The 5,486-nt window shown below is 58.2% G+C and carries 4 protein-coding genes; 2 read left to right on the forward strand and 2 right to left on the reverse strand.

Annotation, left to right across the window (positions count from 1 at the left end; all coding sequences use genetic code 11):
• The coding region (locus tag Q1B15_RS04105; protein WP_299750577.1) for a lysophospholipid acyltransferase family protein at window positions 1–779 on the forward strand (779 nt) is incomplete at its 5' end.
• A 3-nt stretch (window positions 780–782) separates the two neighbouring features.
• Here Q1B15_RS04105 and Q1B15_RS04110 read toward each other — a convergent pair.
• Window positions 783–1,478, reverse strand: a complete 696-nt coding sequence (locus Q1B15_RS04110) for a thioredoxin family protein (RefSeq protein ID WP_299750579.1) — start codon at window positions 1,476–1,478, stop codon at window positions 783–785.
• Between the two features lie 234 nt (window positions 1,479–1,712).
• Between Q1B15_RS04110 and acnA the strand changes: the two genes are divergently transcribed.
• Window positions 1,713–4,400, forward strand: coding sequence for an aconitate hydratase AcnA (acnA, locus tag Q1B15_RS04115; RefSeq protein ID WP_299750581.1), 2,688 nt, complete (start codon window positions 1,713–1,715; stop codon window positions 4,398–4,400).
• A 374-nt stretch (window positions 4,401–4,774) separates the two neighbouring features.
• On the opposite strand, the gene Q1B15_RS04120 is transcribed toward acnA, so the two are convergent.
• Window positions 4,775–5,143, reverse strand: a complete 369-nt coding sequence (locus Q1B15_RS04120) for a GNAT family N-acetyltransferase (RefSeq protein ID WP_299750583.1) — start codon at window positions 5,141–5,143, stop codon at window positions 4,775–4,777.
• Between the last annotated feature and the right edge of the window lie 343 nt (window positions 5,144–5,486).

Raw genomic sequence — 5,486 nt, forward strand, 5'->3', positions numbered from 1 at the left:
GGCTTGTCCAAACCGTCGTCGCTCCGCTTGCGGGCTGGAACAAACGCGTGCGCGACAACCTTCATCTTGTGCTCCCCGACACTCCCGATGCCGAGACACGCCGCATCGCTGCTCGCGTTGCCAACAACGTCGGCCGCACCCTGATCGAGATTTACTCAGGCGACGATTTTCTCGCCCGCGTCAAAGATGCCCCGCAAAGCGGTCCTGGCCTGTCCGCCATTCACGACGCCCAAAAACAGGGGCGCCCGATCGTTCTTCTGACCGCCCACATCGGCAACTACGACGCCGTGCGAGGCTCATTTGCAATGGCAGGGCAAACGATGGCCGCGCTCTATAAACCGATGCGCAATACGATCTTCAATGACCACTACGTCAAAGCAGTTAAACAGATCGCAAGCCCGGCTTTTCCAACAACAGCTCGCGGCCTTGCTTCTCTGATTTCACACCTGAAAAAAGGTGGCACAATTGGGATAGTAGGCGACATTGGCTCAACTGGCGCGCCGCTTCTGGAATTCTTCGGCCACCCTGCGCATACACCTGTGTCTGCCGCCGAATGGGCGATCAAATACGACGCCCTTATGGTGCCAATCTACGGCCTGCGCCAGCCGGATGGTCTGACTTTCAACATCTTTGCAGACACGCCCATTCCAAACGGCGATCCCAACAAGATGATGCAAGCCTATAACGACAGCGTCGAAGCGGTGACGCGCGATCATATGGATCAGTGGTTTTGGATTCACAAGCGGTGGAAACGGGCCGCAAACGCCGTGGACATCTGAAACCTAACGCAGCTGCGCGGCTCCAAGGATGGGCCCAGACGTGGATTGCTGCACGAAAACAACAACCCGCACACCGTCCGGTACCTTGAGCGACGCACGATACGTGCCGCGCCCGTTCCATTCTCCGATCTCGATCAGTTTGCGCACAATATTGTGGTACTCAAGCGTGCGACCTGCGTTCTCGCCTCGCCGGATATCAACCGTCGCACTTGGCGTCACCGTCGCCACTTGTACCACAGCCCCCTCCGACGGCATCGGCCCTGTCGCGCGGATCGATACTGACACCCGATCGCCATCCCGTCCAAGCGTTACAGCGGCCGGTTTCGCCGCCCTGCGATGCATCTCGATGTATTCCATAAGCTGCATCGTATTGGCCCCAGCCACACGATCCACGCCCCCGATGACCATCTGCGGCGTATAAATTGACCGCTTGCCCGCCGCGCGCGCATAGCCTCGCTGGCGGACCGTATGAGCCGGATCGGCAAATTCATCTTTCCAGCCGATATAATCCCAATAATCGACATGCAACGCCAGAACGATAATATCGCTGCGATCCGACAGCGCGGCCAGCATCTTGTCTGCGGGCGGACATGACGAACAGCCCTGTGATGTGTATAGCTCAACCACGACCGGATCATCCGCCGCTGCAAAAGAAGCAAGCGCCACCCAAATCGCCGAACACCAAACCAAAAGTCGCATAAACCTATCCATCTCGCCGTGAGACTGCCTGACTAGCCGCTCACAGACAAACACGCCAATCAACGTTTTGCGAGAGCACGTTACAAAAGTCCTCAAAGTTTTGCGGATAATACTGTACACTATGGTATACAAATTGCCTCATCCCCCTTGCGGACAACACATCCAAGGCGATAAAGACACCTCAATTCAATCGTTCACTAAAGCGAAACCGTCATACGAAGGGAACCACCCGACATGCCCATCACCGTTGGCCAGGATACCGCCAAAACCCGCAAAACGCTCACAGTCGGCGACCAGTCCGTCGCGTATTACTCTATTCCGGCTGCGCAAGCCGCAGGTCTCGGTGACTTCTCCCGCCTGCCCGCCGCACTGAAAGTCGTTCTGGAGAACATGCTCCGTTTTGAAGACGGCAAGACCGTGACCGTTGACGACATCAAGGCGTTTTCGGAATGGGCTGACAACGGTGGCAAGAACCCCCGGGAAATTGCCTATCGCCCCGCGCGCGTGCTGATGCAGGATTTCACCGGCGTACCTGCCGTGGTTGACCTTGCCGCCATGCGAGACGGCATCGTGGCCCTTGGCGGCGACGCCGAAAAGATTAACCCGCTGAACCCGGTCGACCTCGTGATAGACCACTCGGTGATGATCGACGAGTTCGGCAACCCCCGCGCTTTCCAAATGAACGTTGACCGCGAATACGAACGCAACATGGAACGGTACACTTTCCTGAAGTGGGGCCAGTCCGCCTTCAACAACTTCCGTGTTGTGCCACCGGGAACCGGCATCTGCCATCAGGTGAACCTTGAATACCTCAGCCAGACCGTCTGGTCCGACACCGACCAAAACGGCGAAATCGTCGCCTATCCAGACACGCTTGTCGGCACTGACAGTCACACCACAATGGTGAACGGCCTCGCCGTTCTCGGCTGGGGCGTCGGCGGCATCGAAGCCGAAGCCGCGATGCTGGGCCAGCCAATTTCAATGCTGATCCCTGAAGTCGTCGGCTTTGAGCTGACCGGCGCCATGCTTGAAGGCACCACGGCTACCGACCTTGTGCTGAAAGTCGTGCAAATGCTGCGCGCCAAGGGCGTTGTCGGCAAATTCGTCGAATTTTACGGCGACGGCCTTGACAATGTGCCCCTCGCAGACCGCGCAACCATCGGCAACATGGCGCCGGAATACGGCGCGACCTGTGGCTTCTTCCCGATCGATGCCGAGACACTCCGCTACCTCGAACAAACAGGCCGCTCAAGAGACCGCGTCGCCCTGGTCGAAGCCTATGCCAAGGAAAACGGCTTCTGGCGCAACACTGGCTATGCGCCCGTCTATACCGACACTCTGACCCTCGACATGGGCACAATCGTTCCGGCCATTTCAGGCCCCAAGCGCCCGCAGGATTTCGTGGCCCTTACCGACGCAAAATCCGCCTTCGCTAACGAGATGGAAAACACCTTCAAGCGCCCCATGGGCAAAGAAGTCGCCGTCGACGGCGAAGATTACACAATGGAATCGGGTAAGGTCGTGATCGCATCGATCACGTCGTGCACCAACACCTCGAACCCCTACGTGATGATCGGCGCAGGCCTCGTCGCGCGCAAAGCCCACGCTCTTGGTCTCAACCGCAAGCCATGGGTGAAAACATCGCTGGCTCCCGGAAGCCAAGTTGTCTCCGCCTATCTCGAAGCCGCCGATCTCCAAGACGACCTCGACGCGCTTGGCTTCAATCTTGTGGGCTACGGCTGCACCACCTGCATCGGCAACTCAGGCCCGATCCTTCCCGCGCTCTCCAAAGCAATCTCCGAAGGCGACCTCGTCGCCACCTCGGTCCTGTCAGGCAACCGCAACTTCGAGGGACGCATCTCGCCCGACGTGCGCGCCAACTACCTGGCATCACCACCGCTTGTCGTGGCCTACGCCATTGCCGGCACCATGGACATTGACCTTGCGACACAGCCCCTTGGCAAAGACCAGGACGGCAACGACGTCTATCTCAAAGACATCTGGCCCAGCCAGAAAGAGATCGCGGAAATGGTCGAAGCGACCGTGACCCGCGAAGCCTTCACGTCGAAATACGCCGACGTCTTCAAAGGCGACGAGAAATGGCAGGGTGTTGAGACAACTGACAGCCTGACCTATGACTGGCCGTCCAGCTCGACATACGTCCAGAACCCACCCTACTTCGAGGGCATGTTGGCTGAACCGGGTGTAATCTCCGATGTAAAAGATGCCCGTGTCTTGGCGATCCTCGGAGACATGATCACCACGGACCATATCTCTCCCGCCGGTTCGTTCAAGGAGTCTACTCCGGCTGGCCGTTATCTCACTGATCGTCAGGTCGCCCCGCGCGAATTCAACTCTTACGGATCACGCCGGGGCAACCACCAGATCATGATGCGCGGCACCTTCGCCAACATCCGCATCAAGAACGAGATGCTGGACGGCGTCGAAGGCGGCTACACCACCGGCCCAGACGGCACCCAACAGTCGATCTTCGACGCGGCCATGGCCTATCAGGATCAGGGCATCCCGCTGGTGATCTTCGGCGGCGAACAATATGGCGCCGGTTCCTCGCGTGACTGGGCCGCCAAAGGCACAGCCCTTCTCGGCGTCAAAGCCGTGGTCGCCGAAAGCTTCGAGCGTATCCACCGCTCCAATCTTGTTGGCATGGGCGTCATCCCGTTCGAGTTCACAAACGGCGACAGCCGCAAATCGCTTGGTCTGAAGGGCGACGAAACCGTCTCGATCACCGGCCTCGAGGGCGATCTGAAACCGCTCTCGAACGTGCCCTGCACGATCACCTATGCCGGCGGCAAGACCAAAGACATCGAGCTGAAATGCCGGATCGATACCGCGATCGAGAAAGAATACATCGAACACGGCGGCGTTCTACACTACGTGCTGCGCAATCTCGCTGCGGCGTAAAATCAGCACCCTAAAATCAGAAAACCCCGTCGGCTTCCGGCGGGGTTTTTTATGGCTAGCAGGGCGCATGCCGGCAGTTAATGGCTCGATAGCCCGCTCGCAGCCCATTGCGGAGACTTGGTGGCAGTCGCTTGTAATAAGGCATAACACTAAGTGCGACAGGCCGTCCTGATAGCGTCCATGGATCAGGCTGTGAAACCGCCGAAAATTAACTGCGGTCAGCCCAGAGCCCGTGCCATAGCAATTTCGATATCTAAGAATTCCGGACAGACCCCGACGCCGTCCATGTCGGCAAATCTAGCACGGTGATAGATGTGGCGGGCTGACGCCATTCCCTTGTGACTGCGCAGGATAACCTGCTGATGGCCTACCGACTAAGCGGTCGCCAGCAATTGCTGGACAAGGGCCTCACCAACGCCGTGGCCTCTGGACGCTGAGTCTGACCGAAAGCCGAGTGACCTCAATACTGTGATGATCATGCCTCCCCCGATACATCCCGCAACCTGCCCATCTACGGATGCCAGAAAAAGCGCACCATCCGGGTCGGTGTATTTGCGCGGCAGGTTTGCCAGCTCCTCGCCTAACTTGGCAAGCACAGGAGGAGGCTCGATGGCGTCCGGCACGATCGTGCCCGTCGCCCAGTCGGCAAATTCCCGCACAAGTGTTCGGATGGCTTGCAGCTCTGCCCGTGTTCGCGCCGAGACGACCGTAACCATAGTGCCCACGCCTTCAAGATCCGCCATGGGTCGGCTTGCCGTTTTGGCTGCGCCCTTAACTACTCCTATCGATGCGTCGGCAGATGGCAAATTATCATTGATAGATCCCGCCAAGGCGCGAATTTGTCCCAGATAACGGACGTCTCCCGATTTGCACTCTTAACCCGCCGGCAACATTGCCTGCCATCCCCCGCCATTGCTGCCCAAACCGCAACAATCCCGACCGAAACCGACTGTTTCCTAGGCATACCCAAAGAAATGCGGAAGGATGATGGCGTAAGAGTATGTGGGGTTTGTTATGAGTATCCAGCGGACAAGTGACTGCCTGCGAGTGATTGCCCGGGCGTTTCCAGCATCAGTACCGCCAATG

Source organism: uncultured Boseongicola sp. (assembly GCF_937988555.1).
In the GTDB taxonomy this organism is placed as follows: Bacteria; Pseudomonadota; Alphaproteobacteria; order Rhodobacterales; family Rhodobacteraceae; genus Boseongicola.